Origin of the sequence: Nocardiopsis sp. RV163 (assembly GCF_001029525.1) — a bacterium.
In the GTDB taxonomy this organism is placed as follows: Bacteria; Actinomycetota; Actinomycetes; order Streptosporangiales; family Streptosporangiaceae; genus Nocardiopsis; species Nocardiopsis dassonvillei.
The window spans coordinates 1-26900 of sequence record NZ_LEKI01000069.1; the positions used below are offsets into that span (position 1 = coordinate 1).

Consider the following 26900-nt stretch of genomic DNA (forward strand, 5'->3'; position numbering starts at 1 on the left):
GCCACGACCCGCTTCCCCACATCCGCCAACGCCCCCGGCCCCGCAGCCGGGAACGACCCACGAGAAGGGCGATCGGATCATGTCCAAGACCGATGTCGTCGTCACCGGCCTCGGCGCCACCACCCCCCTCGGGGGTGACGTCGCGACCACATGGTCCGCGCTCCTCGACGGCCGCTCCGGTATCAGCATGCTGCCGGAGGAGTGGCACGAGAAGCTCCCGGTGCACTTCGCCGGACAGATCGCGCAGGAACCCTCCGAGAAGCTCCCCAGGCCGCGCATGCGCCGCCTGGACCGCACCCAGCAGTTCGCGCTGATCGCCGCGCAGGAGGCCTGGCAGGACGCCGGCTCCCCCGAGGTGGACCCGATCCGCCTGGGCGTGGTGGTCTCCAGCGGGATCGGCGGCATCCTCACCATCCTGGAGCAGTACGACACCTTCCGCGAGAAGGGCTGGAAGCGGGTCTCCCCCTTCACCGTGCCCATGCTCATGCCCAACAGCCCCGCAGCCGCGATCAGCCTGGAGTACACCGCCCGGGCCGGTTCGCACGTGCCGGTGAGCGCCTGCGCCTCCAGCGCCGAGGCCATCGCCAACGGTGTGGACATGATCCGCTCCGGGCGCGCCGACGTGGTGATCGCGGGCGGCACCGAGGCCGCGATCCACCCGCTCAACATCGCCTCGTTCGCGTCCATGCGCGCACTGTCCACGCGCAACGACGACCCGCAGCACGCCTCCCGCCCCTGGGACAAGGACCGCGACGGCTTCGTCATGGGCGAGGGCGCGGGCATCCTCATCCTGGAGTCGGCCGAGCACGCCGCCCGCCGGGGGGCCCGCGTGTACGCGCACGCCTCGGGCGTGGGCTACACCAACGACGCCTACGACATCGTCCAGCCCGAGCCGGAGGGCGTCGGCCAGGCCCGTGCCATCACCCAGGCCCTGGCCGACGCCGACCTCACCCCCGAGGACATCGTGCACGTCAACGCGCACGCCACCTCCACCCCGGCCGGGGACGTCGGCGAGACGCGCGCGATCCGCACCGCGCTGGGCGACTCCGTCGCCGACCGCGTCGCGGTGACCTCCACCAAGTCCATGACCGGCCACCTGCTGGGCGGCGCGGGCGCCGTGGAGTCGATCGCGACCATCCTGGCGCTGCACGACGGACGCATCCCGCCGACCATCAACATCGAGGAGCTCGACCCGGGTGTGACCGTGGACATCGTCCGCGACAAGCCCCGGGACGTTCCCGCGGGCGACGTGGCGGCGATCAACGAGTCCTTCGGGTTCGGCGGCCACAACATCGCGGTGGTCTTCCGCCGCGCCTGACCTCCGCCGGACGCGGCCCCTCCGCGTCCGAGCGCACGGCACTGCCCGCCGGGACGAACCCGGCGGGCAGTGCCGTGTCTGCTCCGGGCGGCGCCGCGGGCGGCACGGACACCTCCGGAGGCACGCCCCGACCCCGGTACGCGGCTGTCTCCGGGCTCGGCTTCTCCACCACCTGGAACGGGGATATCCTTCCCTTCGGTTCGGGCTCTCCGCTTCGTCGCCGGTCGCCGACCCGGATCAACAGCGGAGGCCGGGGTGCCGCCATCGGTCTCACCTCAGCTCCCGCCCCTGCTGTGCGGGCTTCGCCGCGGTCACACAGCGGGGCCCGACACCACTTCCCGCCGGCCCGGCGCCGGGCCGGCCCGGACGTGGTTCTCGCCCGAACCGACGCCCGTCGGGCCAGCACCGGCCCCAGCGGCGGTGTGCGGGTCGGGTTCATCCGGTGGGAGGCGATCCGCCTTGGGGGCGGATCGCCGCTCCCCGTCCTGCTCCGCAGGGGTTAACGCCCCCCCACCGCTCTCCCCACGCCCCGGTGAAGTGCAGGGGAACAGCCGAGGACAGGCCTTCAGGCGGGGCCGTTTCGGGGGCACCATGAGAACTGTGACTGCGCTGCATCCCCGACACACGCCCACGGCGCATCCGGACGGGCCGGGTGCGGTGGCCCGCCGCGCCCCGGGCGCTCCCGGTTACCAGCCCGTCGTCGACCTGGACTCGGGGACCGTGGTGGCCGTCGAGGTAACCGCCTCACCGCCGCCCTCCGCCCGGGGCTCCTACGCGGAGGTGTCCCCCCAGGAGGAGGCGGCCGTGGCCGAGTGGCTCCTGGCCCTGGTCCGCGAGACCTCCGTGTCCGAGAGCCTGCTGCCGATGGTCCTGCCGCTGCCCGCGCGAATCCTGGCCGGGGAGGGGTTCGCCCCCATCGTGGAGAGCCTGTTGCGCCGTGCGGGCCGCCGACCGCGCGACATCACCTTCATGCTCAGCCCGGACATGGCAGAGCTGGCGCGCGGGACCGTGGTGTCGGGGGTCTCCCGGATGCGCGCGGCGGGTTTCCGGTGCGGGTTCGGGACGGCGATGGTGCGCCCGGACCTGGTGGTCGAGGCCGCACCGTTCCTGATGCGGATCGACCCGGCGATCGTCTCCGGTGTGGCCGGGGACCAGCGGCACGCCACCGTGGTGGAGGGCCTGGCGCGGATCGGCCGGGGCAGCGGCGTGTACGCGCTGGCCTCGGGCGTGGGCAGCGCCGAGGACGTGGTGCGGCTGCGCCGCTGCGGGATACGCGTGGGCACGGGGCGGTTCTTCGCCGACAGCGCGTGGCGGCCCGGTGAGCGGGTGACCCCTGTTCCCGAGCCGAGCGCCGGACAGGGCGGGGAGGATGACTCAGGGCCCCGGGTCACCGAGTTCATGGTGCCGCCCGTGGGGCTGGACTCCGACGCCACCGCGGAGCAGGTGCTGGAGTCCTTCACCGGGGACCCGGCGCTGAACAGCGTCATCCTCATCGACCACCGGGACCGCCCGGTCGGGGTCGTGGACAGGACGCGGTTCCTGCTGTCGGTGACGGGCCGCTACGGGCACGCCCTGCACGCCAAGCGTCCGGCGCTGCGGCTCGCCGAGTCCCCGCGCACGGTTCCGGCGTGGATGTCGGCGCTGGCGGCGCTGCGGGTGGCGGGCCAGGACAACGAGCGGGTCTACGACGACCTGATCGCCACCAACTCCTACGGCCAGTGTCTGGGCGTGGTGCACATCAGCGACCTCATCCAGTCCCTGTCGCGAAGCTGAGCGCCGGAGCGGACGGCGCCCGCACCGGGTCCGGTGCGGGCGCCGCCGCGCGCGGGCGGACCGCTCAGTCCACGGGGTCGGGGCCCTTGGTGCCCGAGGGGCTGCTGACGGGGGCGCTCTCGGCGGGGTCGAAGCCGTCGTAGGTGCCCTGCCAGGCCTTGCCCTCCTCGATGCTCCTGGCGATCCGGGACCGGGTGTCCTCGTCGTGCAGGTAGTCCAGTTCGGGGCGCTTGGGCAGGCGGCCGTCCCCGGAGGAGCGGCCCATGGCGCGGCGGCGCAGCCACGGCACCAGGTACTGGCGGGCCCAGCGGCGGTTCTCGCGGCGGCGCAGGATGCGGGGCAGCTGGCGGGGCGGGGTGGTCCACGGGTCGGTCCAGGACTCGGGCGGGCCCATGGGGAAGCCGAGCAGGTCGGCGACGCGCGCGGCGACGATCTGGTGGCCCGCGCCGTTGAGGTGCAGGCGGTCCTCGCTCCAGGCACGGGAGTCGGTGAGCGCGTTGAGCGCCCACAGGTCGACGATCTCGGTGCCGGTGCGCTCGGCGACGGCGCGCATGTGCATGCTGAACACGGCGATGCGGCCGCGGTAGTAGCGCAGGACCGGGATCCATCCGGTGTCGTGGCCGGACAGGATCACCACGCGGATCCCGGCGTCGCGCAGCTGGCGGATGCCCCACTCGAAGTGCTCGGCCAGCCGGTCGAGGTCCCCTCCCGGACGCAGGACGTCGTTGCCCCCGGCCAGGACGGTGACCAGGTCGGGCTTCCAGGCCAGCGTCTGGTCGAGCTGCTCACCGAAGATGTGGCGCATCCGGCGTCCGCGCACGCCCAGGTTGGCGTAGCGGAAGTCGGGGGTCACCGTGGCAAGGTGCTCCGCCAGTCGGTCGGCGAAACCCCGGTACTCGCCGTCGGGGCCGCTGTCGTCTTCCATCCCCTCGGTGATGCTGTCGCCGATCGCCACGTAGGACCGGATGGGTACCGGTCTGTGGGGGCGGGCGGCCGCTGGGGGATTCGTCTCAAGGTCTGTCACGTCAACCAATCATCCGGCTCGACCGTCCCACGCCTGCGCGCGCGGAAAGTGCGCGGGTACGGCAATCGTGGTGTCGGGCCGCGGAACACCGTCGACCCCTGTCGGCCACCGGGCGCGGCCGTCCGGCCGGAAGGGTCGCCCGGGCGAAGGACAGTGGCCTTCCAGCATACCCGCGGCCGACGACGGAGTGCCTTGGACGGAGTGTGCCGGCACGCCCCGCCGGGCTCCGCGCTTCCCGGACCGGTCGGCGCGCCCGTTGCGCGCTGGGGGCGCCCGTGTGGAGGCGCCGTGAACACCAACGACCGGCCGCCCCGGGAGGAAGCCGGGATCGGATATGAGGTAGCTCACAAGTCCGCTCGGGACCGGGATCCGGAACGCCCTCGTCACGGTCATCACACAACGCAGTCACGGTCCGGTCGCGGCGGACCCGGCACACCCGGGGGTACCCATGCGGCGTCAGGGGACGTACGATCTCGGGGGAGTGCTCACGGCACCCCTGTCCCCCGGCCCGCCGTGCCCGCCCCTGGCGCACGGACCGGCCTCCCGTCCGGCGTCCCCGCGGGCGAGGGGCGCGTACCGTGGTGCATCGAACCGAAGGCCCGTGCGGTTCCTCCCCAATTCACGTGCAGACACCAGGAGGTCGAGGTCCCCAGCGGATGAACGCCGTCTCTCCGATCTGCCTCGTCGACCTCGCGCCCGCACTGCGGTGGTCGAGGTCGCCGGACGTGGCTCCCCTGCTCCACCACGACCGTCTGATCGACGGCTGGTGGCACTCGCTGCCCGTCGCACGCGTCCTGGACATCGCGGGGCCGCCCTGGCTCGCGCACGGCATCGCCCGCCTGGCGCTGGAGCAGTGGGCGCACCTGCCGCTGGCCGAGTTCCTGCCGAGCCTGCGCACCCAACTGGTGGACTGCTCCGACCTCTCCGAGCCCGTGCGCGGCGCGGTCGTGGCCACCGCCGGGGACTGGGAACGCCTCATCTCCGCCAGCCCGCAGGAGATCGGCGCGTGGGCGCTCGCCGACTGCGACCCCATGGACATCCTGAGCACGGTGGCCTGGCGGGCGCTGCAGCCCTGTTGCGAGCTTCCCGGGGGCCCCACCCCCTCCCCCGCCCTGATGATGGAGGCCGTGCGCACCATCGCCCACTGGCTGCCCGACTCCGCGCCCGAGCACGTGCACAGCGCACTGGAGTACCTCACCGCCGCCACGGGTTCCGGAACGGGGACCGAGGGCCCCGGACACACGGCCCCGCCGCAGACCCCGGCGACGCGCGCGATCCGCACCCTGCGGGCCCTGCGCGCCCAGCGCGGCGAGGAGGCCGAGCCCTCCGACGCCGCGGTCCCGGAGCAGACGGCCACGGCCATGGTCAGCTCGGCCGCGATGATCCCCGGTTCCGCCCTGAACACCGAGGCCGTGGACGTCGACGGTGCCCGCGGCGAGGGCGCGGGCGACCTGCGCTCGCAGTTCCGCAGCTCACTGCTGGGCCCCGGGCGCACCCTGCGCCGCCCCAGCTTCGGTCCGCCCAAGGCCATGCGGCCCGACCAGGCCCAGGAGCGCCCTCCAGCTCCCGCGCTGGGCCAGCACCCCCTGGTGGACCTGGTCGAGGAGATGTTCCGCTCCTGGCCCGAACTGGAGCGCACGGTGGCCGCCGAGCGCCTGTTCGCCACCGATCCCATCAGCATCCGCGTGCTCTCGGAGCAGATCACGGTGGACGTCACCGAGATCCGCTCCGCCCAGCGCAAGGTGGAGGAACGCCTGCTGCGCTGGCTCAACGCACCCGAGGGCGCCGCGATCACCAAGCACCTGCGCGAGCTGTCCGAGCAGTTGGGCGCGGCGACCACCATCGACCGCCTGATCAACGCCCACCCCGACCACCCGGTGGACGTGCCGACCCTCAACACACCGCTGTGGCGGGTGATCATCACCCTGTTCACCGACCGGCGCATGCACAACGGCTGGCTGATCGCCGACGACCCCAACCGGCTGCGATGGCAGACCCGAGAACTGCTGGGCGACGCCCCCAGCATGACCGAGGCCGGGATCCGGCTCAGCCGCATCGGCATCCGCCAGCAGGAACTGCGCGCCTGGCTGCTGAGCACCCCCGGGGTGAGCCTGCGGGACGGGCACGTGTTCACGGACCCGTCGGTGCCCATGGAGATGCCCGCCAACCACCCGGGCCACACCGCCTCGGAGGAGTCGGGGGCCACCACCGAGAACGGGCTGCCCATACGGCGGCGCGTGGACGCCCAGCCGTCCGCGGCCCCGGCCGAGCCCGCCCCCTCCCAGCAGCACGCAACCGGCCCCGAGCGGGCTCCCGCGGCCTTCGGCGCCGCCGCCCTCGACCCGCACCGCGTCGTGCCGCTGGGCCCGGCCCCCGGACAGGCCCACGGCCTGCCGCCCACGTCCCCGGTCGCGCCGCCCGCACCGCCCTCGCGGCCGGGTGCGAGCGACCCCGCAACGGCGGCCCGCTGCTTCCGCGCCCCGGACGGGCGCTGGTGGCACCGCATCGACATCACCGCCGACCACCTCAACGGCGCTCCCGTGGCCGTGCCCACCGGGTACGCCACCCACCTGGGCCTCCAGCCCGGGAGGCTGCTGTGCCTGACCGCCCCGGGCGCGGACCTGCTGGTGCTGGTCTGGCGCGACCAGCCGGCGTTCGACTCCCTGCGCCCCCTGCTGCGCCGTCAGGCCGCCCAGCCCGGCGACCGCGTGTTCATCACCGTGGCCGGGGACCGGCTGGACGCGCGCAAGCTGCCCGCCACCGACCTGAGCGGTCACTCCCCCACGGCCCGGGCGCTGCACCTGAGCGGCTACACCGCCCCCGCCTCCACCGAGGACGCCCTGAAGATCCTCTCCCGCCGGACCACCGACAGCGACGACGAGGCGTTCGCCGACCCCCAGTCGCTGGTGGACCTGCTGACCCTGCGCGGTGACAACGACATCGCCGCGGAGCTGCGCGCGGGCATGTTCGCCGCGCACTAGCACGTCGCCACGAGCGCCCGTCGCCCCCGGCGGCGGGCGCTCTTCGCTCGCCCGGGCCGCCCAGAGGTCCGGCCGCCCAGGCGGACAGGGCGTTACGACCCGCTGAAGACACACGAAGCACACATGAATACACACAAAGACAGGAACAAAAACACACAAACCCTAGAAGTGGCCTTGCGCATGTGGTTGACTACTCAGCGCCCCCTTCCGGGCGCGGTCCCAACCCCTGATCCACGACCACACTGAGGAGTTCCATGTCCGCCGTGCTCTCACGAGGCAAGTCCCTCGCCCTCACCATGGCCCTGGGCCTACTGCTCTCCCTGGGCCTGGCGGTGGGCACCGCCGCCCCCGCCGCGGCCGCGGGCACCTTCCGCCTGTGCAACGTGTCCTCCGACTACACGGCCTACGCCGACTTCGGCAACTTCACCACCTTCGTGGTCAGCCCCGGCCAGTGCACCAGCACCGGCATCGGCTCCTCCGGCGTCTCCTACTCCGTGACGATCCGGGGCACGTGGGCCAACTCCCCGTCCAAGACCACCACCCAGTACAGGGTCCCCGCCGGGCGCAGCGTCGACTTCCACGCGGGCGGCACCTTCGCCGCCCCCCAGTTCAACCCCCTCGTCTACTGACGGCCCCGGGAGCCCGCGCACGAAGGCCATGACGCTGCACGGCCCCCGCGCCGGCCGCGCGGGGGCCGCTCCGTCCCCTCGACGCGGACCGCCACCGCACGCCACGGGACCGGAAGGGACCCCGGAGCCCGCGGCGGCGTTCCCGGGCGCGAAACGGGCCGGTCCCCTCGCGGGGGCCGGCCCGTTTCGCGCGTGCGGCGGGTGTCAGACGTTGAAGCCGAGCATGCGCAACTGGTCGCGCCCGTCGTCGGTGATCTTGTCCGGACCCCACGGCGGCATCCAGACCCAGTTGATCTTGACCTCGCGCTCGAACTCGTCCAGGGCGCTGGTGGCCTGGTCCTCGATCACGTCGGTCAGGGGGCAAGCCGCGCTGGTCAGGGTCATGTCCAGCGTGATGGTGCTGTCGTCGGCGTTCACCCCGTACAGCAGGCCCAGGTCGACGACGTTCACGCCCAACTCGGGGTCGATCACGTCCTTGAGCGCCTCGCTGATCTCCTCGGCCAGCGCCTCCGCCTCCGGGGAGAGGGGGGCGCCCTCGGCGGCCTCGGTCGTTGTCGTCTCGTTCTCACTCATCAGACGGCTTCCTTCTCCAGGGACTGCGTCACGGCGTCCTTCCAGGCCATCCACCCCAGCAGGGCGCACTTGATCCGCGCGGGGTACTTGGACACCCCGACGAACGCCACGGCGTCCTCCAGCACGTCCTCGTCGGGCTCGCCCTTGCCCTTGGACTGCATCAGCTCGGTGAAGGCGTCCAGGGTGGTCATGCCCTCGGCGACGGTGCGGCCGATGAGCAGGTCGGTCAGCACCGAGGTGCTGGCCTGGCTGATCGAGCAGCCCATCCCCTCGTAGGAGACGTCGCTGACCACGGCCTCGCGATCGAGGCCGCCGGAGCCCTCGGCGGGGGTCAGCGCCACCCGGAGCGTCACCTCGTCCCCGCAGGTGGGGTTGATGTGGTGCGCCTCCGCGTTGTGCGGATCGCGCAGACCCTTGTGGTGCGGGTTGCGGTAGTGGTCCAGGATGATCTCCTGGTACATCGCGTCCAACTGCATGGTCAGGCTGTTCCTCGCTCTAGGGCCGGGTTCCGAAGAACTTCTGCGCGGCCCTGACGGCCTCCACGAGCGCGTCCACGTCCTCCGGCGTGTTGTAGAGGTAGAAGGACGCGCGCGTGGTCGCGACAACGCCGAGCCTGCGGTGCAGCGGCCAGGCGCAGTGGTGGCCCACACGGACCTCCACGCCCAGGTCGTCCAGGACCTGGCCCACGTCGTGCGGGTGGATGTCGTCCACTGCGAAGGACACGGCGCCGCCGCGGTCCACCGCATCGGCGGGACCGATGATCCGCACGCCCTCCAGGGCGCCGATCCGCTCCAGCGCGTACTCGGTGAGCGCGTGCTCGTGCCCGGCGACCCTCTCCATCCCCACGCGGGACAGGTAGTCGCAGGCCGCGGCCAGGCCGACGGCCTGCGGGGCCATCGGCACACCGGCCTCGAAGCGCTGGGGCGGGTCGGCCCAGGTGGAGTACTCCATGTGGACCACGCCGATCATGGAGCCGCCGGTGATGAACGGCGGGATGGCCTCCAGCAGCTCCCGGCGCCCCCACAGCACCCCGATCCCGTTGGGACCGAGCATCTTGTGCCCGGAGAAGACCAGGAAGTCCACACCCAGCGCGGCCACGTCGACCGGCATGTGCGGAACCGACTGGCAGGCGTCCAGCACGGTCAGCGCACCGACCTCGCGGGCCCGGGCGACGATCTCCCCGACCGGGTTGACGGTGCCCAGCACGTTGGACTGGTGGCTGAACGCCACCACCTTGGTGCGCTCGTTGACCAGGTCGGCGATCCCCGACAGGTCCAGACGCCCCTCGTCGGTCACCGGGAACCAGCGCAGCGTCGCCCCGGTGCGCTGGCACAACTGCTGCCAGGGCACCAGATTGGCGTGGTGCTCCATCTCGGTCACCACGACCTCGTCGCCGGGCCCCACCCGGAAGCGGCGCAGCTCCTCGTCGGCGGTCGCGGAGTTGCTCAGCGCGTAGGCCACCAGGTTGACGCCCTCGGTGGCGTTCTTGGTGAACACCACCTCCCCGGCGTCGGCCCCGATGAACCGGGCGATGGTCTCCCGGGCCGCCTCGTAGGCGTCGGTCGCCTCCTCCGCGAGCTGGTGCGCGCCACGGTGCACCGCCGCGTTGTGGCGTTCGTAGAACTCACGTTCGGCGTCGAGCACCTGACGGGGCTTCTGCGAGGTTGCCCCGGAGTCAAGGTACACCAGCGGCCGCCCGTCGCGGACGGTCCGGGAGAGGATCGGGAAGTCCTCCCGGATCGCCGCGACGTCGAGCGTGGCCGCCCCGGCCCGACCGAACTCGCGGACTGTGGTCATGGGTTACGCGCCCGCCTTCACGAAACGCTCGTAGCCCTCGGCCTCCAGCACGTCGGCCAGCTCCGGGCCGCCGGACTCGGCGACGCGGCCGCCCGCGAAGACGTGCACGAAGTCGGGCTTCACGTAGTTGAGGATCCGGGTGTAGTGGGTGATGAGCATGACGCCCATCTCACCGCCCGCCTTGGCCCGGTTGACGCCCTCGGAGACGACCTTGAGCGCGTCGACGTCCAGACCGGAGTCGGTCTCGTCCAGGATGGCGACCTTGGGCTTGAGCAGCTCCAGCTGGAGGATCTCGTGGCGCTTCTTCTCACCGCCGGAGAAACCCTCGTTGACGCCGCGGGCGGCGAAGGCCGGGTCGATGGACAGGTCCTTCATCGCTCCCTGGAGCTCCTTGGAGAACTGGCGGAGCTTGGGGGCCTCGCCGCGCACCGCGGTGACGGAGCTGCGCAGGAAGTTGGACATGGACACGCCGGGGACCTCGACCGGGTACTGCATGGCCAGGAACACGCCGGCGCGGGCGCGCTCGTCGACGCTCATCTCCAGGATGTTCTCGCCGTCGACGAGGACTTCGCCCTCGGTGATCTCGTAGCGCGGGTGGCCCGCGATCGCGTAGGCGAGGGTGGACTTGCCCGAGCCGTTGGGGCCCATGATGGCGTGGGTCTCACCGGAGTTGACGGTCAGGTCGACCCCCTTGAGGATCTCCTGCCGCTCGTCCTCGCCGATGAGGACGTCGGCGCGCAGGCCGCGGATTTCGAACTTGGTCATTTCAGGCCTCAGGAATTCTTCTCATCCAGCGAGACGAGCACGTCTTCGCCGTCGATCTTCACGTCGTAGGTGGGGACCGCCCGGGTCGCGGGCGGATTGATCGGCGCCCCCGAGCGCAGGTCGAAGCAGGAGCCGTGCAGCCAGCACTCGATGGTGCCGTCCTCGACCTCGCCCTCGGACAGGCGGACCTCGGCGTGCGAGCACACGTCCCGCACGGCGTACACCTCGCCCTCGCTGCGGACCAGGGCGATGGGTGTCTCGTCGTCGGTCTCCACCCCGAGGGCCCCCTCCTCGGGGATCTCGGAGAGCTCGGCGACCTTCACCCAGCGTCCGGCCTCACTCATGGGCGGCCAGCTTGCGCTCGACCTTGGCCATGATCTCCTCGCGCAGCTCCTCGACCGGGATCCGGTTGATGAGCTCCAGGAAGTAGCCGCGGATGACCAGGCGCCGGGCCTCGTCCTCCGGGATGCCCCGGGAGCGCAGGTAGAACAGGTGGATGTCGTCGAGGCGGCCGCTGGCGGCGGCGTGCCCGGCGCCCTCCACCTCACCGGTGAAGATCTCCAGGTTGGGCACCGAGTCCACACGGGTGTCGTCGGTGAGCTGGAGGTTGCGGTTGTGCTCGTAGGAGTCGGTGCCGGTGGTGCCCTCACCGATGATCACGTCGCCGATCCACACACCGTGGGCGTCCTTGCCGCTCAGCGCGCCCTTGTACTCCACCCGCGAGCGGGTGTTGGACATGTTGTGGTCGATGAGCGAGCGGTGCTCGTGGTGCTGGCCGTCGCCGGTGAAGTACAGCCCGTGGAGCTCGGCGTTGGCGCCGCGCCCCTTGTAGGCCACCTTCGGGGAGAGCCGGACCAGGTCGCCGCCCAGGGTGATCACGATCGACTTGAACGTGGCGTCCTTGGCCACCTGCGCGTTGTGCTGCGAGACGTCGACGGCGTCGCCGTCCCAGTCCTGGAGGCTGATCAGCGTCAGGCGCGCGCCCTCGCCGACGTGGATGTCCACGCTGCCCGCGCGCACGCCCGTGCCGGTCTGGTTGAGGACCACGACCGCCTCGGCCAGCGGCTTGACGTCCAGGACGAACTGGTCGTAGCGCGTGCCGCCCTGGGCCTGGCGGTTGACGGTGATCGGCCGCTCCAGGGCCGCGCCCTGCGCGACCGTGATGACCGTGGCCTCCTCGAAGGAGGTGTAGGCCTGGGCTGTGACGCGGTCGGCGGGGAACCCGGCGGTGCCGAGCCGCGCGTCGCCGCGGCCGACCGTCTCGACGGTGGCGCCCTCGGGGGCGTCCACGTCGAGCTTGTCGGTGCCGTCGGCGACGGCGCTGCCGTCGTGCAGGCCCTTGAGGCGGCGGATCGGAGTGAAGCGCCACTCCTCCTCGCGGCCGCCAGGGACTGGGAAGTCGTTCACGTCGAAGGACCCGTGGGTGGCCAACTTGGAGAACGGGATCTCCCCCAGGCCGTGGCTGTGGGCCTTGGGTTCGGTGCTCGGGCTGGTCAACTTAACCAACCGCTCCTTCCATCTGAAGCTCGATCAGCCGGTTCAGTTCCAGCGCGTACTCCATGGGCAGCTCGCGCGCGATGGGCTCGACGAACCCGCGCACGATCATGGCCATGGCCTCGTCCTCGTCCATGCCCCGGCTCATCAGGTAGAAGAGCTGGTCCTCGCTGACCTTGGAGACGGTCGCCTCGTGCGCGAGCTCGGCGTCGTCCTCGCGCAGGTCGTTGTAGGGGTAGGTGTCGGAACGGCTGATGGTGTCGATCAGCAGCGCGTCGCACTTGACCGAGGACTTGGCGTGGTCGGCGCCCTCCTGCACCTGCACAAGTCCCCGGTAGGAGGCGCGGCCCCCGCCGCGTGCCACCGACTTGGAGATGATGGTGGAGGAGGTGTTGGGCGCGCAGTGCACCATCTTGGACCCGGTGTCCTGGTGCTGGCCCTCGCCCGCGAAGGCGATGGACAGGGTCTCGCCCTTGGCGTGCTCGCCCATCAGGTAGACGGCCGGGTACTTCATGGTGACCTGGGAGCCGATGTTGCCGTCGATCCACTCCATGGTCGCGCCCTCTTCGGCCACGGCGCGCTTGGTGACCAGGTTGAAGACGTTGTTGGACCAGTTCTGGATGGTCGTGTAACGGCAGCGGGCGTTCTTCTTGACGATGATCTCCACGACCGCGGAGTGCAGCGAGTCCGACTTGTAGATCGGCGCGGTGCAGCCCTCGACGTAGTGGACGTAGGCGCCCTCGTCGACGATGATCAGGGTCCGCTCGAACTGGCCCATGTTCTCGGTGTTGATCCGGAAGTAGGCCTGGAGCGGGATCTCCACGTGCACGTTCTTGGGCACGTAGATGAACGACCCGCCGCTCCACACGGCTGTGTTGAGGGCGGCGAACTTGTTGTCCCCGGCCGGGATCACGGAGCCGAAGTACTCCTCGAAGATCTCCGGGTGCTCCTTGAGGGCGGTGTCGGTGTCCAGGAAGATGACACCCTGCTCCTCCAGGTCCTCGCGGATCTGGTGGTAGACGACCTCGGACTCGTACTGCGCGGCGACACCGGCGACCAGGCGCTGCTTCTCCGCCTCGGGGATGCCCAGCCTGTCGTAGGTGTTCTTGATGTCCTCGGGCAGGTCCTCCCAGGAGGCGGCCTGCTTCTCCGTGGACCGCACGAAGTACTTGATGTTGTCGAAGTCGATCTTGGACAGGTCCGCGCCCCAGTTGGGCATGGGCTTCTTGTCGAAGAGCCGCAGGGACTTGAGGCGGAGCTTGGTCATCCACTCCGGCTCGTCCTTCTTGGCGGAGATGTCGCGGACGACCTCTTCGTTCAGACCGCGGCGGGCCGAGGCCCCGGCCGCGTCGGAGTCGGCCCAGCCGTACTCGTATGTTCCGATCCCCTCGAGCTCGGGATGCGCGATAGACGTCATGCGCGGACTCCTCCTGGACTCAGACGTCCTTGTGGTGAACTGAGCCTTCCGCCGCCTGGCGGATGGCCTTGGACGCGGGGGTGCCGTCCTCCCCGCTCTCCGCGTCGCCCCGGGGGGTGACGTGGGTGGTGCACACACCGTCGCCGTGGGCGATGGTGGCCAGCCTGCGCACCGGGGTGCCCAGCAGCCGCGCGAAGGCCTCGATCTCGGCCTCGCAGAGTTGCGGGAACTCGGCGGCCACGTGCGCGACGGGGCAGTGGTGCTGGCACAACTGGTCGCCGCCGCCGGGTGCGGGCGCCCGGCCCGCGGTGGCGGCGTAGCCGTCGTTGGAGAGGGCCTCGGCCAGCAGCCGGACGCGTTGCTTGGCGGGAACAGCGTCCAGCAGGGGCTTGTAGCGCCGCTCCAGGTCGGCGACCTGACTGCGGGCGAACTCGCCGACGGCTCCGGGACCGGCCGTGTCGGCCAGGAAGCGGAGCGCGCTGGTGGCGAGGTCGTCGTAGGCGTGGACGAAGGCGTCGCGCCCGGCCTCGGTGATGGCGAAGACGCGCGCCGGGCGGCCCCGGCTGCGTCGCCCGCCGTGGGGCCGGGCGTCGCGGGCCTCGACCATGCCCTCGCCGGTCAGGTTGTCGAGGTGGCGGCGAATGGCCGCCGGGGTGAGCCCGAGCCGCTCCCCCAGTGCGGAGGCGGTGACCGGGCCCTTCTCCAGGATGAGACGCGCGACCCGTGCGCGGGTGCCGGTCTCGGCCCCGCGCTCCGTTCCGGCGAGGGGACGGGACACACTGGACGCCTCGGACACGGTCTTCCCCTCCCTCTCTGACGCGGCTCCTGGTTTTGACAACATCAGTGTGGCGTAAATAAGTCCGCCGAGGCAAACCCGACCCCATGGACTTGATCACCAAGGACAGCCTTGCCTAACAGGGGGTTCACGCGCCCGCAACCCCCCGGACGCGAACGGGAACGGGCCCGAGATCCTTCCCGACGACCATATGTCGAGACAGCCGTATCGGGATGCGGACAGGAATGTTCGGCGCGCCGCCGGCCCCCGGACCCCCCGGACGGGGCGGTGAAGCCCTCCGCCGGGCCGCACGTAGACTCAGGGCCCATGGACACAGCCGCGGTCGAGGTCGTCGACCTGGTCAAGCGCTACGGCGCCACCACCGCAGTCACCGGCCTCACCTTCAGCGCGCGCAGGGGCGCGGTGACGGCGCTGCTCGGTCCCAACGGAGCTGGCAAGACCAGCACCATCGAGGTCTGCGAGGGCTTCCGCCGCGCCGACGGCGGGCGTGTGCGGGTGCTGGGCCTGGACCCCGTGGCCGACTCCGGCGCCCTCAAACCCCGCGTCGGGGTGATGCCCCAGTCCGGGGGCGTGCCCACCGGAGCACGCGCCGCCGAGTGGCTGCGGCTGATGGCCTCCTTCCACGCGCGGCCGATCGAACCCCGCCTGCTGCTGGAGCGGCTGGGCCTGACCTCGGTGGCCGCGACGCCCTTCCGCCGCCTGTCCGGCGGCCAGCAGCAGCGCCTGTCCCTGGCCTGCGCCGTGGTCGGCCGCCCCGAGCTGGTCTTCCTGGACGAGCCGACCGCGGGCCTGGACCCGCAGGCGCGCATGGCCACCTGGGATCTGGTGGCGGCCCTGCGCGAGGCGGGTGTGGCGGTGATCCTGACCACGCACTACATGGAGGAGGCCGAGCGGCTGGCCGACCAGGTGGTCATCATCGACCGCGGCGCCGTGGTCGCCGAGGGCACGCCCGCCGAGCTGACCGGGGAGCGCCGCGAGGTCTGCTTCTCCACCGAGGCCCCGGTGGACACGGCCCTGCTGGAGGCCGCCCTGCCCGAGGGCAGCCGGGTGGAGGCCCACGGCCCCGCCGACGGCCGCCGCGAGTACGCGGTCTTCCCCGGCGGCGCGGGGACGCCCGGCCCGGAGTTCCTGGCCACGGTCACCGCCTGGTGCGCCTCGGCCGGAGTCCTGGCCGAGGACCTGCGCGTGCGGCGGCGTACCCTCGAAGACGTCTTCCTCGAACTCACCGGCAGGGAACTGCGCGACTGATGCACGAGCACACCTCCACCGCCTCCGCGCGGGCGGCCGCCGACGCGCCCGCCCGCGGAGGCGACGACGCCTCGCTGTTCACCCCCGCGCCCGGGGCCGCGCCGATGTGGCGGATGGTCGCCGCGCAGGCCGGAATGGAGCTGCGGGTCATGCTGCGCCACGGCGAGCAGTTCCTGCTCACCATGGTGATCCCCGTGCTGCTGCTCGCGGGCTTCAGCCTCACCTCGGTGCTGGACGTGGGCGAGGGGGCGCGGGTGGACGCGCTCACGCCCGGCGTGCTGGCGCTGGCGGTGATGTCCACGTCGTTCACGGGCCTGGCCATCGGCACCGGCTTCGAACGCCGCTACGGGGTGCTGAAGCGGCTGGGGGCGACCCCGCTGCCGCGCTTCGGCCTGCTGGCCGCAAAGACCCTGGCGGTGCTGGGCGTGCAGGCGATCCAGACGGCGGTGCTGTGCGCGGTGGCGCTGATGCTGGGCTGGTCGCCCGAGGTGAGCCCGGCGGGCGTACTGGCGGCCGTGGCGCTGGTGCTGCTGGCCACCGCCGCGTTCAGCTCGCTGGCCCTGCTGATGGCGGGCACGCTGCGGGCCGAGGCGACCCTGGCCGGGGCCAACCTGGTGTACGTGCTGCTGCTGGGCCTGGGCGGCGTGCTCTTCCCGGTCAGCAGCTTCCCCGGCCCCTTGGAGCAGGCGGCGTCGGCGCTGCCGATCACCGCGCTCAGCTCGGGGCTGCGGACGGTCCTGGCCGACGGCTCCACGCCCGGCCCGGCCGCGTTCGCGGTGCTGGCCGTGTGGGCGCTGGTCTGCGGCGCGCTGGCCAGCCGCCTCTTCCGCTGGGAGTAGCCCGGGCCCTGGGCGGGGTCAGCTCAGGGGCAGCAGGCGCCACTGCTGGTGGGCGTGGCCGCCGTCGGGCGCCTGGGCGACCCTGGTGCCGTTGTCGGGGGCGCCGCCCTGCGCCTCCAGCGCCTGGCCGGTGGCCCGGTTGACCACGCGGACCACACCCGGCCCCACCTCGACGAGCGACCAGTGCTGGTTGGGCGAGCCGGTACGGGTGAGCAGGGCCGCGCCGGGCTGCGCGGCCGGGTCGGCGGGGATCTCCAGGAGCTTGCCGCTGCCCACGCCCTCGATCTCGTAGAAGCCCCCGTCCACGGGGATGAAGCGCCACTGCTGGTTGGTCTGGTCGTGGCGGTCCCACAGGTGGACGGGCGCGCCGTTGGCGGTGGACGTGCCCGCGACGTCCATGACGCGGCCGCCGTGGACGCTCTGGACCGCGTAGACGAGCGCGGGGTCCAGGCCCGCCGGGTGGACCACCTCCTCCTCCGACGGCTCCTCGGTGGGCTCTTCGGCCTCGGGAGCCCCGGGCGGCTGGACCAGGATGCCCGAGGCCGTGGTCATCTCCGGCTCCTCGGGCCGGTCCCCGCCGGACGCGAGCAGGCCCCCCGTGTAGCCGCCGACGAGGGCCACCAGCAGCAGCGCCAGGGCTCCGGCCAGGAGCGGCCAGCGGGGGACGTACCGTTCGTGGTCGCGGGGGGAACGGGCACGGCGTCGGGACATTGAGGACACTCCAGCGGGGTACGGGCGGGGGCCGCGTCGATCCACGGCCCGGACCATTTCACACCACTTCGCAGGTTTGATGCACGTTCGCCCGTCAGTGGTGGGCGCTCGATAGGGTCCGGGCATGGAAGCGCTCGGAGTCCCCTGGTTCATCGCGGTCCGCTACCTCGGCCCGCCGTTGCTCCTGCTCGCCGCGGGCGGCGCGCTGATGCTGTGGCGGCGGCCCGCCCGGCCCGGACTGGTGTGGGCCGCGCTGCTGGTGAACCTGCTCGCGGCGGCGCTGCCGTTCCTGTGGATCGGGGTTCAGCTCCTGACGGGCCGGGCGGACCAGACGGTGCACGGGCTGGTCATGACTCTGGCGCAGCCCGCGGTGGCCGCGGCGGCCTGGGGTCTGCTGCTCACCGCGGTCGTGGCCCGCCCCCGGGAGCAGGCCCGGGCCGCGGGGGGCCGGGACCGGGCGGTCCGGGCCCGGACCCGGACCGGGGACGGCGGGGAGACGGAGAGTACCCCCGAAAACGTAGGATGACTCGCCATGAGCACTCCGTCCCGGCCCCAAGCAGCGTTCTCCCCGCTCCGAGCGGTGGAGGCGGTGCCCCCGGTCTGGCTGGTGATGGTCGGCATCGTCTCGGTGCAGACCGGCGCCGGGGTGGCCAAGAACCTCTTCGACGTGCTGCCCCCGGCCGCGGTCGTGTGGCTGCGGCTGCTGACCTCGGCGGTGCTCCTGGTCCTGGTGGCGCGGCCGGCGCTCAGGGCGCGCTCGCGCGGGGACTGGTGGGTGGTGGTCGGCTACGGCGTCGCGCTGGCGATGATGAACTTCCTCATCTACCAGGCCTTCGCGCGCATCCCGCTGGGGATCGCGGTCACCATCGAGTACCTGGGGCCGCTGGCCATCGCGATCCTGGGATCGCGCCGCCGGATCGACCTGGTGTGGGCGGGACTGGCAGGGCTGGGCGTGGTCGCCCTGGGGCTGGAGTCGGGTTCGATGGACCCGCTGGGCATCCTGTTCGCCGTGCTGGCGGCGGTGGCCTGGGCGGGCTACATCCTGTTCAGCGCGTCGACGGGCCAGCGGTTCAGCGGCGCGTCCGGCCTGGCGATCGCCAGCGTGGTCGGCGTGGTCGTCATGGCGCCGATCGGGGTGTACGAGGGGGGCGCGGCCCTGCTCGACTGGCGCCTGCTGCTCTTCGGCCTGGTGGTCGGCGTGCTGTCCTCGGTGGTCCCCTACACGCTGGAACTGACCGCGCTGCGCCGGATGCCGCCGCGCGTGTTCGGGGTGCTGATGAGCCTCCAGCCCGCCGCCGCGGCGCTGGTGGGCCTGGTGGTGCTGGGCGAGCTGCTGACCGTGTGGCAGTGGTTCGCGGTGGCCTGCGTGATCGTGGCCAGCGCGGGTTCCACGCGCACTTCGGCCCGCGACGGCGAGGACCGCGCCACCGAGGCCGACGGCGCGTCCGCCCCGCCGCCCCGGAAGGACCCCGGAGAGCGTTAGGCGGGCCCGGTCCGCGGCCGTCGTGCCCCCGGTTCGCCCTCCGGAGCGGCCCGCCTAGGAGGACGAGGGCAGGAGTTTTTCCACTCAGTGTTTCCGAATGGACACATATGGTTATCTTTCCTGGTGGGTCGGCCAACCGGCTGGTCCGCTCGGATTCGAAGGGGGAGCCATGCGCACCACCGCCAAGATGATGATGACCGCCCTGTTCACCGCAGGTCTGCTCGGCATGGGGTTCGGGACCGCCTCCGCAGGTGAGCACGACACGGACGTCTACCAGGCGTGCGTGAATGAGCAGGGCGTCCTCGGCCTGATCAACCTGAACGTGGAGCTGCTCAACCAGTGCATCTCCAACCACGTCGACTAGGACCGCGCAGACCGGTCGGCGGGGGCGGGCCCTCCCGAACCGGCGAGCCCCGGCGCGGGCCCGCTCGGGAGGACGGGTCCCGCCGCCACGGAGGGGGCGCCCGCGAGTGGGCGCCCCCTCCCCCATGTCCAACGGCGGCGTCGGCGCAGGTGGGAGGCTGCCGGGGGTCGGACACCGACCCCCGCGACGATGTACTACAGTCTGTCGTATGTCTGTTTCCCCGGCCTCCGCGGTGCTGGCCGCGAACTCGGTCCCCCCGCTCGCGGCGGAGGACGTCTCCCTTCTCGGATTCCCCCTGTGGGGCTGGCAGATCGCCGTCGCGACCGCCGGAGTGCTCGCTCTGGTCGTGCTCGCGCGCACGATCTGGACGCCCACGCAGCGGTCGCTGCGGGCCTGGGCGCTGGGCAACATCGTCGTCAACGCGGGAATCGCCGTCACCGGCGCCACAGTGCGCGTCACCTCCTCGGGCCTGGGCTGCTCGGAGTGGCCCAAGTGCACGCCGGAGAGCTTCGTGCCCATCGACACCGGGCACGCCGCGCTCAACGCCGCCATCGAGTTCGGCAACCGGACCCTCACCTTCGTCGTGCTGGCGGTCGCCGTCATCACCTTCGTCGCGGTCATGCGGATGAGCCCGCGCCGCCCCGACCTGGTCCGGCTGGCCGTCATCGTGCCGTTCGGCGTCCTGGGCCAGGGCGTGGTCGGCGGAATCACCGTGTGGACCGACCTGCACCCCGCCTCGGTGGCCGCGCACTTCCTGCTGTCCATGGTGATGGTCTTCATCACGGTCGCCCTGTACGTGCGCTGCCGGGAGCCCGAGGGCAGGCCCCGGGTGTCCGTGGGCCCCATGCTGCACGCCCTGAGCATCGGCCTGGTGGTGGTCGGCTTCGTCCTGCTGGTCGCCGGGACCATCGTCACCGGCACCGGCCCGCACGGCGGCGACGCCGCGGCCCCCCGCTGGGGGTTCGACCTGGCGGCGGTCACCCGCCTGCACTCCGCACTGGCCTGGCTCACCACAGCCGGAGCCGTGCTGGCCACCGCCATCGCCTTCCGCGGCGGCGCCCGGCGGCCGGTCCGTGCGAGCAGCGTGTTCCTGCTGGTCACCGTCGTCCTCCAGGGCGTCGTGGGCTACACCCAGTACGCGCTGGAACTGCCCGAGGCCCTGGTGGTACTGCACGTCCTGGGCTCGGCCCTGACCTGGGTCGCGATCTGCCGCCTGTACTTCTCCACCACGCGCCTGGTGCCGCCGGGCCAGGAGCTCAGCGAGGACCCTGCTGACCGTGACGGGGAACGTAGTCCTGTTGTGCCCGCGCCTGGGCGATGACGTGCGCGAAGTCGGCCCGGCGCAGGAAGCCGGAGTCGGTGGGGCTCTCCGTCCAGCCCGGGGCGACCGGCTGGGGCATCCGCCCCAGGAAGGTGTCCCGGGCCACGTGCATCAGCGCCAGGAACGAGTCCCGGTGGACCTTCCAGTCGGACGCGGGCAGCCCGGCGTCCAGCCTGCGGTGCAGCAGCGCGAGCTCGGTGGCGGCGAGCTGGTACTCGCGCATCGCATCGCGGCCCCTGCGTCCGGCGTTGCGCGCCGCCCACTCCCGGGCCCGGCGGCGCCCCTGCAGTGAGCTGAGCATGGCGATGTCGGCCGGACTGACCAGGCCGGTGGAGACGTAGGGCGGCAGGTACCGGGCGATCGCGCCGATCTGCCGGTGGCGGTCGCGGGCAGCCAGCGCCAGGACCGCCATGAGCACTCCGAAGAGCACCATGTAGGCGACGGCCAGGCCGGACCAGCCGAAGTAGGTGGACCCGTTCCACATGCCGTGCAGCAGCACCGCCGCGGCCCACCCGGCGACGGGGGCCAGCAGGCGCAGGGCTCCGGAGCGCATGGCGGCGTAGGCCACGCCGATGCCGATCATCGCGGTGTAGACCGGGTGCCCGAACGGGGCGATCAGCCCCCGGATGGCGAAGGTGGCCACCAGGGTGCCGTCGAAGAACGCGCTGAGGAAGTACAGGATGTTCTCGGTGAAGGCGAAGCCGGTGGCGACCATCCCCGCGTAGATCACCCCGTCGGTGAAGGTGTCCAGCTCGTGGCGGCGCCTCCAGAGCAGGATCAGCAGCACCACGCCCTTGGCGCTCTCCTCCACCAGCGGCGCCACCGCCGACGTGCCCAGGAAGTCGCCCAGGTCGCGGCCGAACAGCGGCACCGTGACGTGGGCCAGGCCCCAGCTGTTGAGCAGCAGGGAGACCACCACGGCCACGCCCGCGCCCCAGGCGAAGGCGAAGAACAGCACCCATCCGGGCTCGGGCTCGATCCGGTCGAGCATGAGGGTGAGCGGCACGAGGATGCACACGGGGATGACCGCGGCGACGAGGCTGACGGCGAAGCCGAGCCCTCCGTCGATCCCGGCGGCCGCTCCCCCGGCGAGGGCGAGCAGCCACAGGTAGACCAGCATCCCGATCATGCAGACCACGCTGACGGTGGTGCCCAGGACGAGGGTCATCGAGTAGCGCGAGCGTCGGCCCTGGAGGATGGCCTTGCTGTCGAGACGGGGCATGGGCACCGATCGTAGCGGGAAGCGGGCCGACCACGGCTTTCGCCCCCGGCCGACCGCGCGGGCCCCGACCGGCGGCGGCCCGGACGCCCGTGGGCGGCCCCCGACGGGACACCGCCCGCGGGCGGGGCGGCCTCAGCCCAGGACGCCCGCGATCAGGGGGTCGACGGTGACCGCCACGAACAGCAGCGCCAGGTAGGCGTTGGACAGGTGGAAGAAGCCCATCGTCTTGAGCTGCGCGCCGGTCACGCCCGCACGGGAGCGGTTGAGCAGGCGGTGCGCCTGGACGATCAGCAGCGCGCCCAGGGCGACGGCGACCGCGCCGTAGAACCAGGTGGTGCCCGCAACCGGCCAGAACAGCACCGACACGACCGCGGTGGCCCAGCTGTAGAGCACGCACTCCAGCAGCACCCGGCGGTCGGTGGCGACCACGGGCAGCATCGGCACCTTGGCCTGCGCGTAGTCCTCCTTGTAGCGCATGGCCAGCGTCCAGGTGTGCGGCGGCGTCCAGAAGAACACCACCAGGAACAGCACGAACGGGGCCCAGTCCAGGCTGTCGGTCACCGCGGCCCAGCCGATGAGCACCGGCATGCACCCGGCGATGCCGCCCCACACCACGTTCTGCGCGGTGCGCCGCTTGAGCAGCAGCGTGTACACGAAGATGTAGAACAGGATCGCGAAGACCGACAGCACGGCCGAGAGCACGTTCACCAGGAGGGCAAACCCGACGGTGGAGCCGACGGCCAGCACCAGGCCGTAGACGAGGGCTCCGCGCGGGGTGACCAGGTCCATCGCGCCGGGACGCTGGCGGGTGCGACGCATCTCACGGTCGATGTCGCGGTCGATGTAGCAGTTCATCGCGTTCGCGCTGGCCGCCGACATGGTGCCGAACACCAGGGTGGCGACCGCGGTCCACAGCGGCGGCACTCCCCCGGCCGCGACGAACATCACCGGGATGGTGGTGATGAGCAGCAGCTCGATGACGCGGGGCTTGGAAAGGGCGACGTAGGCGCGGACGCGGGCGCCCAGCGAGGCACCGCCGGGGGCCTGGGGCCGGTCGCCGTTCGGGTTCGTCCGCGGGGCGCGGTTGGTGAGGGCCATCAGTACCCGGTCCTCACGGCCGGACGGTTCTCTCGCGTCCCCCCGGGGGCCACCGGCTCGGTTTCAGACACGCGGATACCTCGACAACTCTAGGGGTTTCGACACTGCTCGCCACGCGGGGGCCGGCGGACCGACAAAGCGTCTGGATCGGCGGAAACCCCGTCAACGACATACTGTAGTACTTCCTCACGCGAGCCTGAGACCAGCCCCCTCACAAGGAAAACCGCTGGTCCTCGGGCCCGGATGCGCGCGGTGGTCCGCCGGGTGCTCTGAAGGGTCGCACAGGCTCCGACCCGCTTCCAGCCCGCCACGCACCGCCCGGGGCCCCCGCCCCGCGGCCGGGCCGCCGGTGGCCGCACCGCCCGGGTTCGCCCGGGAGGCGGTTCCCGAACCCCTACCGGCCGGTAATGAGAGGTGTCGGGCAACGACATCCCGGGTAGCGGACGATAGGCTCGATCGTGGCCGAATCCGTCGTGGTCTCCAGCCCGCGGCGACCGTCGCCCGGGGACGCCGCGTCCGCGCCCTCAACAGCAGCGGGTGCGCGTTCCCGCCGTACTCGGCCCCACCCGCACGGCGAGCCGCCCCGGTTCCGGCGGCGGTTCGAGAACGAACGCAACCGACACACCCCGCGCTCCGGCCGCCGGGCGCGGGGGGTGCCCGAGAAGGAGGACGCAAGTCCGTGAACGCCCACACCCCGCAAACCCTGGAGTGGTCGGACCTCGACCTCCGCGCCGTCAACACGGTCCGGGCCCTGGCGATGGACGCGGTCGAGAAGTCGGGTAACGGACACCCCGGCACCGCGATGAGCCTGGCGCCAGCCGCCTACCTCCTCTTCCAGAAGGTCATGCGCCACGACCCCTCGGACCCGGAGTGGACGGGCCGTGACCGCTTCGTGCTGTCGATCGGCCACTCCAGCCTCACCCTGTACATCCAGCTCTACCTGGCCGGATACGGGCTCGAACTGGACGACCTCAAGAGCCTGCGCCAGTGGGGCAGCCGCACCCCCGGCCACCCCGAGTTCAGCCACACGCCGGGGGTGGAGACCACCACCGGTCCGCTGGGCCAGGGCGTGGGCAACGCGGTCGGCATGGCCATGGCCGCCCGCCGCGAACGCGGCCTGTTCAACCCCGAGGCCGGTCCGGGCGCCAGCCCCTTCGACCACCACATCTACGCGTTCTGCTCCGACGGCGACGTCCAGGAGGGCGTGAGCCACGAGGCCAGCGCCCTGGCCGGGACCCAGCAGCTGGGCAACCTCATCATGATCTGGGACGACAACCGGATCTCCATCGAGGACGACACCCGCATCGCGCACTCCGAGGACGTGGCCGAGCGCTACCGCGCCTACGGCTGGCACGTGGAGGAGGTCGACTGGAGCGCCACCGGCGAGTACGTCGAGGACGTCGAGGCCCTGTACCAGGCGATCGTGCGCGGCAAGGCCGAGACCGAGCGCCCGACCTTCATCCGCCTGCGCACCGTCATCGGATGGCCCGCGCCCAACAAGCAGAACACCGGAGCCATCCACGGCGCGGCCATCGGCGCCGACGAGATCTCCGCCACCAAGGCGATCCTCGGCCTGCCCGACGAGCCCTTCGGCGTCGAGGACGCGGTGATCGAGCACACCCGCCGCGCGGTGGACCGGGGCCGCGAGGCCCGCGCCGCCTGGGAGGTGGAGTTCAAGGCCTGGCACGACAGCGCCGGGGAGCACGCCGAACTGTTCGACCGCCTGGTCGAGAAGAGGCTGCCCGAGGGCTGGGAGAAGGCCCTGCCGACCTTCGATGCCAGCGAGAAGGGCATGGCCACCCGCAAGGCCAGCGGCGAGGTGCTCTCGGCCCTGGCGCCGCTGCTGCCCGAGCTGTGGGGCGGCTCGGCCGACCTGGCCGGGTCCAACAACACCACGCCCAAGGGCGAGCCCTCCTTCCTTCCCTTCGACCGCGCCAGCGAGATGTTCCCGGGCAGCCCCTACGGGCGCGTGCTGCACTTCGGCGTGCGCGAGCACGGCATGGGCTCCATCCTCAACGGCATGGCCCTGCACGGCCCGACCCGGCCCTACGGCGGCACCTTCCTCGTCTTCAGCGACTACATGCGCCCCGCGGTCCGGCTGGCCGCCATCATGCAGCTGCCGGTCACCTACGTGTGGACGCACGACTCCATCGGTCTGGGCGAGGACGGCCCCACCCACCAGCCGGTCGAACACCTGTGGGCGCTGCGCGCCATCTACGGCCTGGACGTGATCCGGCCGGCCGACGCCAACGAGACCGCCGTGGTGTGGCGCTCGGTGATCGAGCGGGGCGACCGCCCGTCCGCTCTGGCGCTGACGCGCCAGAACCTGCCCGTCCTGGACCGCGAGGAGTACGCCTCGGCCGAGGGCGCGGTCAAGGGCGGCTACGTGCTGGCCGAGGCCGACGGGGACGCCCCCGAGGTGATCATCATGGCCACCGGCAGCGAGGTGCAGATCGCCCTGGACGCCCGCAAGGCGCTCCAGGAGGCGGGCACGCCCACCCGCGTGGTGTCCATGACGTGCGTGGAGTGGTTCGAGCGCCAGAGCGAGGAGTACCGCGAGCAGGTGCTGCCCTCCTCCGTGCGCGCCCGCGTGTCGGTGGAAGCCGGGATCGCCCTGGGCTGGCGCGAGTACGTCGGCGACGCCGGCGAGTCGGTGAGCCTGGAGCACTACGGAGCCTCCGCCCCGTACCAGGTCCTGTACGAGAAGTTCGGCTTCACGACCGAGGCGGTCGTCGAGGCGGCCCGCAAGAGCATCGCCAAGGCCGGGAGCTGACCCCGGCGGGCCCCGCCGGAGGATCCCGGCGGGGCCCGTCCTCCTCTGACGTGTGTGACCGGGGGCGGCGCTCCGCCCCCCAGGAAGGCGGAAGAACCCATGAGCAACGCACTCCGCGACCTGTCCCAGGCGGGCGTGGCCGTCTGGATCGACGACATCAGCCGTGAGCGGCTGCGCTCGGGCAACCTGTCCGAGCTGATGTCGACCCGCCACGTGGTCGGCGTCACCTCCAACCCCACCATCTTCGACAAGGCGCTCGCCGAGGGCGACGCCTACGACCAGCAGGTCCACGAGCTGGCCGTGCGGGGCGTGTCGGTGGAGGAGGCGGTGCGCATGATCACCACCTACGACATCCGCTGGGCCGCGGACACCCTGCGCCCGGTCTACGACTCCACCGGCCGCGTGGACGGGCGCGTCTCCCTGGAGGTGGACCCGCGCCTGGCCAACGACACCGAGCGCACGGTGGCCGAGGCCAAGGCGCTGTGGTGGATGGTGGACCGGCCCAACCTGATGGTCAAGATCCCGGCCACGGCCGCGGGCCTGCCCGCGATCACGCGGGTGCTGGGCGAGGGCATCAGCGTCAACGTCACGCTGATCTTCTCCCTGGAGCGCTACCGCCAGGTGATGGACGCCTTCCTGGAGGGCATGGAGCTGGCCCGCGCCAACGGCCACGACCTGTCCCGCATCCAGTCGGTGGCCTCGTTCTTCGTCAGCCGCGTGGACACCGAGGTGGACAAGCGCCTGAAGGAGATCGGCACCGACGAGGCGCTGTCCCTGCTGGGCCGCGCCGCCCTGGCCAACGCCCGCCTGGCCTACGAGGCCCACCAGGAGGTCTTCGCCTCCCCCGAGTGGAAGGCCCTGGAGGAGCACGGCGCCACGCCGCAGCGGCCGCTGTGGGCCTCCACCGGTGTGAAGGACCCCTCCTACGACGACACCCTCTACGTCGCGCGGCTGGTGGCGCGCGACACCGTCAACACGATGCCGGAGGCCACGCTGGAGGCCACCGCCGACCACGGCGAGATCACCGGCAACACCGTGCTGGGCACCTATGAGCAGGCCCGCGCCGACTTCGCGGCGCTGGAGAACGCCGGGGTCAACCTGACCGACGTGTTCGCCGTGCTGGAGGACGAGGGCGTGGACAAGTTCGTCAAGTCCTGGGAGAGCCTGCTGAGCGCGCTCTCGGCCAAGCTCGACAAGCTGTCCTGAGCAGCGCGGCCGTCCCGTCGCCGGGACGGCCGCGCTGCTCAGGACAGCTTGTCGAGCTTGGCCGAGAG

At 72.2% G+C, this 26900-nt stretch carries 24 protein-coding genes; 12 read left to right on the top strand and 12 right to left on the bottom strand.

The genetic code is table 11. The features are described from left to right. Nucleotides 1-79 precede the first annotated feature (79 nt). Complete coding sequence (gene fabF / locus ABD54_RS13925) at nucleotides 80-1318, top strand: beta-ketoacyl-ACP synthase II (RefSeq protein WP_047869910.1); 1239 nt, start codon at nucleotides 80-82, stop codon at nucleotides 1316-1318. A gap of 591 nt (nucleotides 1319-1909) precedes the next feature. Continuing rightward, nucleotides 1910-3091 carry an EAL domain-containing protein gene (locus ABD54_RS13930; protein ID WP_394324542.1) on the top strand — a complete coding sequence of 394 codons (1182 nt, stop codon included), beginning with the start codon at nucleotides 1910-1912 and terminating at the stop codon, nucleotides 3089-3091. A gap of 64 nt (nucleotides 3092-3155) precedes the next feature. Here the strand turns inward: ABD54_RS13930 and ABD54_RS13935 are convergent, their stop codons facing one another. Then, entirely contained in the window at nucleotides 3156-4046 is an 891-nt protein-coding gene (locus ABD54_RS13935) for an SGNH/GDSL hydrolase family protein (RefSeq protein ID WP_047869912.1), read from the bottom strand. Nucleotides 4047-4771: 725 nt separating this feature from the next. Between ABD54_RS13935 and ABD54_RS13940 the strand changes: the two genes are divergently transcribed. Further along, nucleotides 4772-7096 (top strand): hypothetical protein, encoded by a 2325-nt coding sequence (locus ABD54_RS13940; protein ID WP_047869913.1) that lies wholly within the window; start codon nucleotides 4772-4774, stop codon nucleotides 7094-7096. A gap of 254 nt (nucleotides 7097-7350) precedes the next feature. Then, nucleotides 7351-7725 (top strand): hypothetical protein, encoded by a 375-nt coding sequence (locus ABD54_RS13945; protein WP_047869914.1) that lies wholly within the window; start codon nucleotides 7351-7353, stop codon nucleotides 7723-7725. Nucleotides 7726-7929: 204 nt separating this feature from the next. Here ABD54_RS13945 and ABD54_RS13950 read toward each other — a convergent pair whose 3' ends face one another. From ABD54_RS13950 to ABD54_RS13985, 8 genes are read right to left on the bottom strand one after another with little or no spacing between them, the layout of a single operon-like run. Next, nucleotides 7930-8298: a metal-sulfur cluster assembly factor gene (locus tag ABD54_RS13950; RefSeq protein ID WP_047869915.1), complete on the bottom strand. Its 369-nt coding sequence runs from the start codon at nucleotides 8296-8298 to the stop codon at nucleotides 7930-7932. Beyond that, the gene (gene sufU, locus ABD54_RS13955) at nucleotides 8298-8774 is read right to left on the bottom strand and encodes a Fe-S cluster assembly sulfur transfer protein SufU (protein WP_047869916.1); all 477 of its coding nucleotides are present in this window, start codon (nucleotides 8772-8774) and stop codon (nucleotides 8298-8300) included. Before sufU ends, ABD54_RS13950 begins: the two co-directional genes overlap by 1 nt. A gap of 19 nt (nucleotides 8775-8793) precedes the next feature. Then, nucleotides 8794-10095 carry a cysteine desulfurase gene (locus tag ABD54_RS13960; RefSeq protein WP_047869917.1) on the bottom strand — a complete coding sequence of 434 codons (1302 nt, stop codon included), beginning with the start codon at nucleotides 10093-10095 and terminating at the stop codon, nucleotides 8794-8796. A gap of 3 nt (nucleotides 10096-10098) precedes the next feature. After that, nucleotides 10099-10860, bottom strand: a complete 762-nt coding sequence (gene sufC / locus ABD54_RS13965; RefSeq protein WP_047869918.1) for a Fe-S cluster assembly ATPase SufC — start codon at nucleotides 10858-10860, stop codon at nucleotides 10099-10101. Between the two features lie 8 nt (nucleotides 10861-10868). Continuing rightward, the gene (locus tag ABD54_RS13970; protein WP_047869919.1) at nucleotides 10869-11204 is read right to left on the bottom strand and encodes a non-heme iron oxygenase ferredoxin subunit; all 336 of its coding nucleotides are present in this window, start codon (nucleotides 11202-11204) and stop codon (nucleotides 10869-10871) included. Then, entirely contained in the window at nucleotides 11197-12357 is a 1161-nt protein-coding gene (gene sufD / locus ABD54_RS13975) for a Fe-S cluster assembly protein SufD (protein ID WP_047869920.1), read from the bottom strand. Before sufD ends, ABD54_RS13970 begins: the two co-directional genes overlap by 8 nt. 1 nt (nucleotide 12358) lies before the next feature. Beyond that, entirely contained in the window at nucleotides 12359-13771 is a 1413-nt protein-coding gene (sufB, locus tag ABD54_RS13980; protein WP_047869921.1) for a Fe-S cluster assembly protein SufB, read from the bottom strand. Between the two features lie 19 nt (nucleotides 13772-13790). Continuing rightward, nucleotides 13791-14567: a metalloregulator ArsR/SmtB family transcription factor gene (locus ABD54_RS13985; RefSeq protein WP_047869922.1), complete on the bottom strand. Its 777-nt coding sequence runs from the start codon at nucleotides 14565-14567 to the stop codon at nucleotides 13791-13793. Between the two features lie 306 nt (nucleotides 14568-14873). On the opposite strand from ABD54_RS13985, the gene ABD54_RS13990 reads away from it, so the two are divergent. Beyond that, entirely contained in the window at nucleotides 14874-15815 is a 942-nt protein-coding gene (locus ABD54_RS13990; RefSeq protein WP_047869923.1) for an ABC transporter ATP-binding protein, read from the top strand. Then, nucleotides 15815-16654, top strand: a complete 840-nt coding sequence (locus ABD54_RS13995; protein WP_047869924.1) for an ABC transporter permease — start codon at nucleotides 15815-15817, stop codon at nucleotides 16652-16654. Before ABD54_RS13990 ends, ABD54_RS13995 begins: the two co-directional genes overlap by 1 nt. 18 nt (nucleotides 16655-16672) lie before the next feature. Here ABD54_RS13995 and ABD54_RS14000 read toward each other — a convergent pair whose 3' ends face one another. Then, nucleotides 16673-17365, bottom strand: a complete 693-nt coding sequence (locus ABD54_RS14000) for an RICIN domain-containing protein (protein ID WP_047869925.1) — start codon at nucleotides 17363-17365, stop codon at nucleotides 16673-16675. 124 nt (nucleotides 17366-17489) lie between these two features. On the opposite strand from ABD54_RS14000, the gene ABD54_RS14005 reads away from it, so the two are divergent. The 4 genes from ABD54_RS14005 to ABD54_RS14020 all read left to right on the top strand — a co-directional run bounded on the left by ABD54_RS14005 (nucleotide 17490) and on the right by ABD54_RS14020 (nucleotide 20533). Further along, nucleotides 17490-17891 (top strand): hypothetical protein, encoded by a 402-nt coding sequence (locus ABD54_RS14005; RefSeq protein WP_047869926.1) that lies wholly within the window; start codon nucleotides 17490-17492, stop codon nucleotides 17889-17891. Nucleotides 17892-17897: 6 nt separating this feature from the next. Beyond that, a complete protein-coding gene (locus ABD54_RS14010) occupies nucleotides 17898-18848 on the top strand; it encodes a DMT family transporter (RefSeq protein WP_047869927.1) in 951 nt (316 codons plus the stop codon). A gap of 169 nt (nucleotides 18849-19017) precedes the next feature. After that, the gene (locus ABD54_RS14015) at nucleotides 19018-19212 is read left to right on the top strand and encodes a hypothetical protein (RefSeq protein ID WP_047869928.1); all 195 of its coding nucleotides are present in this window, start codon (nucleotides 19018-19020) and stop codon (nucleotides 19210-19212) included. Nucleotides 19213-19420: 208 nt separating this feature from the next. Beyond that, a complete protein-coding gene (locus ABD54_RS14020; protein WP_047869929.1) occupies nucleotides 19421-20533 on the top strand; it encodes a heme A synthase in 1113 nt (370 codons plus the stop codon). Here the strand turns inward: ABD54_RS14020 and ABD54_RS14025 are convergent. Beyond that, entirely contained in the window at nucleotides 20469-21755 is a 1287-nt protein-coding gene (locus ABD54_RS14025) for a PrsW family intramembrane metalloprotease (RefSeq protein WP_047869933.1), read from the bottom strand. The two genes, ABD54_RS14020 and ABD54_RS14025, sit on opposite strands and share 65 nt — an antisense overlap. 132 nt (nucleotides 21756-21887) lie before the next feature. Beyond that, nucleotides 21888-22853 (bottom strand): heme o synthase, encoded by a 966-nt coding sequence (locus tag ABD54_RS14030; protein ID WP_047869930.1) that lies wholly within the window; start codon nucleotides 22851-22853, stop codon nucleotides 21888-21890. Between the two features lie 679 nt (nucleotides 22854-23532). Between ABD54_RS14030 and tkt the strand changes: the two genes are divergently transcribed. Both tkt and tal read left to right on the top strand, forming a co-directional pair. Next, the gene (tkt, locus tag ABD54_RS14035; protein WP_047869931.1) at nucleotides 23533-25626 is read left to right on the top strand and encodes a transketolase; all 2094 of its coding nucleotides are present in this window, start codon (nucleotides 23533-23535) and stop codon (nucleotides 25624-25626) included. 99 nt (nucleotides 25627-25725) lie between these two features. Continuing rightward, complete coding sequence (gene tal, locus ABD54_RS14040; RefSeq protein ID WP_047869932.1) at nucleotides 25726-26832, top strand: transaldolase; 1107 nt, start codon at nucleotides 25726-25728, stop codon at nucleotides 26830-26832. Nucleotides 26833-26900 lie beyond the last annotated feature (68 nt).

Bases quoted from the DNA above. Each gene is read 5' to 3' on its own strand.
- ABD54_RS14025 (WP_047869933.1), bottom strand. From the start codon at position 21,755: ATGCCCCGTCTCGACAGCAAGGCCATCCTCCAGGGCCGACGCTCGCGC.
- sufB (WP_047869921.1), bottom strand. From the start codon at position 13,771: ATGACGTCTATCGCGCATCCCGAGCTCGAGGGGATCGGAACATACGAG.
- fabF (WP_047869910.1), top strand. From the start codon at position 80: ATGTCCAAGACCGATGTCGTCGTCACCGGCCTCGGCGCCACCACCCCC.
- ABD54_RS13960 (WP_047869917.1), bottom strand. From the start codon at position 10,095: ATGACCACAGTCCGCGAGTTCGGTCGGGCCGGGGCGGCCACGCTCGAC.
- sufU (WP_047869916.1), bottom strand. From the start codon at position 8,774: ATGCAGTTGGACGCGATGTACCAGGAGATCATCCTGGACCACTACCGC.
- ABD54_RS14030 (WP_047869930.1), bottom strand. From the start codon at position 22,853: ATGGCCCTCACCAACCGCGCCCCGCGGACGAACCCGAACGGCGACCGG.
- ABD54_RS13930 (WP_394324542.1), top strand. From the start codon at position 1,910: ATGAGAACTGTGACTGCGCTGCATCCCCGACACACGCCCACGGCGCAT.
- ABD54_RS14015 (WP_047869928.1), top strand. From the start codon at position 19,018: ATGCGCACCACCGCCAAGATGATGATGACCGCCCTGTTCACCGCAGGT.
- sufC (WP_047869918.1), bottom strand. From the start codon at position 10,860: ATGACCAAGTTCGAAATCCGCGGCCTGCGCGCCGACGTCCTCATCGGC.
- ABD54_RS13990 (WP_047869923.1), top strand. From the start codon at position 14,874: ATGGACACAGCCGCGGTCGAGGTCGTCGACCTGGTCAAGCGCTACGGC.
- ABD54_RS13950 (WP_047869915.1), bottom strand. From the start codon at position 8,298: ATGAGTGAGAACGAGACGACAACGACCGAGGCCGCCGAGGGCGCCCCC.
- ABD54_RS13970 (WP_047869919.1), bottom strand. From the start codon at position 11,204: ATGAGTGAGGCCGGACGCTGGGTGAAGGTCGCCGAGCTCTCCGAGATC.
- ABD54_RS14020 (WP_047869929.1), top strand. From the start codon at position 19,421: ATGTCTGTTTCCCCGGCCTCCGCGGTGCTGGCCGCGAACTCGGTCCCC.
- ABD54_RS14005 (WP_047869926.1), top strand. From the start codon at position 17,490: ATGGAAGCGCTCGGAGTCCCCTGGTTCATCGCGGTCCGCTACCTCGGC.
- ABD54_RS13940 (WP_047869913.1), top strand. From the start codon at position 4,772: ATGAACGCCGTCTCTCCGATCTGCCTCGTCGACCTCGCGCCCGCACTG.
- ABD54_RS14010 (WP_047869927.1), top strand. From the start codon at position 17,898: ATGAGCACTCCGTCCCGGCCCCAAGCAGCGTTCTCCCCGCTCCGAGCG.
- tal (WP_047869932.1), top strand. From the start codon at position 25,726: ATGAGCAACGCACTCCGCGACCTGTCCCAGGCGGGCGTGGCCGTCTGG.
- ABD54_RS13945 (WP_047869914.1), top strand. From the start codon at position 7,351: ATGTCCGCCGTGCTCTCACGAGGCAAGTCCCTCGCCCTCACCATGGCC.
- ABD54_RS14000 (WP_047869925.1), bottom strand. From the start codon at position 17,365: ATGTCCCGACGCCGTGCCCGTTCCCCCCGCGACCACGAACGGTACGTC.
- ABD54_RS13995 (WP_047869924.1), top strand. From the start codon at position 15,815: ATGCACGAGCACACCTCCACCGCCTCCGCGCGGGCGGCCGCCGACGCG.